Source organism: Synechococcus sp. BA-120 BA3, from assembly GCF_034931285.1.
Lineage (GTDB): Bacteria > Cyanobacteriota > Cyanobacteriia > PCC-6307 > Cyanobiaceae > Cyanobium.
Genome location: NZ_JAYGHZ010000138.1, coordinates 1 through 2,292, shown reverse-complemented (window position 1 = coordinate 2,292; position 2,292 = coordinate 1). Strand labels below are relative to the sequence as shown.

3 protein-coding genes are annotated in these 2,292 nt (G+C 71.6%); all 3 read right to left on the bottom strand.

What is annotated here, in order from left to right; genetic code table 11:
* Positions 1–170: 170 nt before the first annotated feature.
* Complete coding sequence (locus VB737_RS06525; protein ID WP_500312120.1) at positions 171–578, bottom strand: Mini-ribonuclease 3; 408 nt, start codon at positions 576–578, stop codon at positions 171–173.
* A 16-nt stretch (positions 579–594) separates the two neighbouring features.
* Positions 595–945 (bottom strand): STAS domain-containing protein, encoded by a 351-nt coding sequence (locus VB737_RS06520; protein WP_500312122.1) that lies wholly within the window; start codon positions 943–945, stop codon positions 595–597.
* A 100-nt stretch (positions 946–1,045) separates the two neighbouring features.
* Positions 1,046–2,242 carry a glutamine-hydrolyzing carbamoyl-phosphate synthase small subunit gene (gene carA / locus VB737_RS06515; protein WP_500312118.1) on the bottom strand — a complete coding sequence of 399 codons (1,197 nt, stop codon included), beginning with the start codon at positions 2,240–2,242 and terminating at the stop codon, positions 1,046–1,048.
* Positions 2,243–2,292 lie beyond the last annotated feature (50 nt).

Here is a 2,292-nt window from a genome sequence, read left to right as displayed (position 1 = left end):
GCCGTAGCCCTCTCCGGGGCGGCGGGGGCGGGGAGAAGCGGAACCGCGGCTGATGGGGCGCCCCCCGGCGCCGGAGCCGAGACGCCGGGGGGTCCGGTCAGCGCCGGGGTCGGAACGGCGGTCAGGACGACGGTCGGGGCGACGGTCGCCGCGGCGGTCAGGGGAGGGACTCATGGGCTGGCGGATGGGGAACGGGGTTCGGTCTTCTCGAGATGGTCCAGCAGCTCAGCCAGCCGTCTGGGGTCCTGCAGAAAAAGCCATCCCAGCATCGTCTCAAATCCCGTGGCCTGCCCATAGGCGTGGGGCGCGCCCCGGCGGGGGCCCCGCCCGGCCTGGTTGCGACCGCGCAGCACCAGGCGCTGCTCCGCCTCGCTGAGCAGGGGATCCAGTCGCCGCAGGGCCTCGGCCTGGGCCTCGGCCTGCACCTCGCCCACCACCGCCCGGTGCAGATCGGCGGCCCGGGCCGGCTGGCGGCAGTGGCGCAGGCGCTGGTGCAGTTCCCAGACCGCATCTCCCAGCCAGGCCAGCTGGGCCGTGGCCAGCGCCGTGGCTGGTGGCTGGGCGGGCACGGAGGCCACCCAGTGGCCGGACCCCTCAGGCGGGGGCGAGGCTGCCAAGGGCGGACTCCAGGTCGGGTTGCAGGTGCAGGAAGGCCTCCAGGCGCACCAGCTTGACCGTCTGGACGACCCGGGCGTTACCGACCACGATGAACTGGCGGGCGCTGTCGTTGAAGAGCTTGGCCAGTTGCACGAGGGCACCGAGTCCGGAGGAGTCGATGAAATCGATCCGGCTGAGGTCGATGACCACCGGCAGGGTCTCTCCCTTGTGGCGGTCGGTGATGAATTCGGTGAACTGCTTGTCCGAATAGGCGTCCAGCTGCCCCGTGAAACTGAACAGCAGGCACGCATCCCGCCGTTCGCTGCCCCCTCTCAGGGAGACGGTCAGTCGCTGCAGGTCGGTGATGGCCCCGTCCTCAAGGTGTGGAACGCGAGGAACTGTAGGGACCCCTATCCCGATTCAGGGAACCGCAACGAAACGTGCCGATTCAGCGACGTTCCGCCATCAGCGCCACGAACCGCCCGAAGTGATGGTCGGCGTCGTGGGGACCGGGGCTGGCCTCCGGGTGGTACTGGATGCCGAAGACGGGCTGGTGGCGCAGGGCCAGGGCGGCCACGGTGCGGTCGTTGAGGTTGCGGTGGGTGATCCGCACCCGCTCGGCCGGCAGAGAGGCGGCATCAAGGGCGAAGCCGTGGTTCTGGCTGGTGATCTCCACCGAACCGGGGGAACCGCAGGGGTGGTTGAGGCCGCGGTGGCCGTAGCCGAGCTTGAAGCTGCGGCCTCCCAGGGCCAGGCCGAGGATCTGGTGGCCCAGGCAGATGCCGAAGACCGGCAGCTGGGGCTGCTGCAGCAGGTCCCTGGCCAGGGCGATCCCTTCGGCCACGGCGGCCGGATCACCGGGGCCGTTGGAGAGGAACACCCCTTCGGGCTCCAGGGACAGCACCTGCTCCAGGGTGGCGTCCGCCGGCAGCACCGTGACCGCGCAGCCATGGGCCACCAGGCGCTCGAGGATGGCGCGCTTGATGCCGAAATCGATCGCCACCACCCGGTAAGGCCGGTCTGGATGGGGCTGGAGCCGGGTGTCGAAGGCGGCCGCGCAGCTGCGCTTCCAGGTGTAGGGCTCCCGGGTGCTGACCTTGGCCGCCAGGTTGAGGCCGTCCATCGACGGGGCGGCCCGCACCTGCTCCAGCAGCGCGGCGGGGTCGGTGCCGTCGCTGGCGATGGCGCCGTTGAGGGCGCCGCCCTCCCGCAGGTGGCGCACCAGCGCCCGGGTGTCGACGCCGCGGATCCCCACCACCCCCTGGCGGACCAGCCAGTGGTCGAGGGTCTCCTCGCTGCGCCAGTTGCTGGGTCGGGGGGAGAGCTGGCGCAGGATGCAGCCGCGGGCGTGGGCGTGGTCGGCCTCCAGGTCCTCGCCGTTGACGCCGGTGTTGCCGAGCTCGGGATAGGTGAAGGTGATCAGCTGGCCGGCGTAGCTCGGGTCGGTGAGCACCTCCTGGTAGCCGGTCATGCCCGTGTTGAACACCACTTCACCGCAGACGCTGCCGCGAGCGCCGCAGGCCAGCCCCCGCAGAACGGTGCCATCGGCGAGAACGAGCACGGCCGGCGTGGCGTCGTCGGGACTGGGGATCTCGGGGGCCGCCTGTGGGGTGTCCAGGGGGGCGTCGGCAGGAATCCCGATCATCCTTCAGACCCCGCCAGGGCGCCGCGCAGGGCCTCCAGCCTGGCCCAGGC

Coding starts and splice junctions, on each gene's coding strand:
- carA (WP_500312118.1), bottom strand. CDS start 2,242: ATGATCGGGATTCCTGCCGACGCCCCCCTGGACACCCCACAGGCGGCC.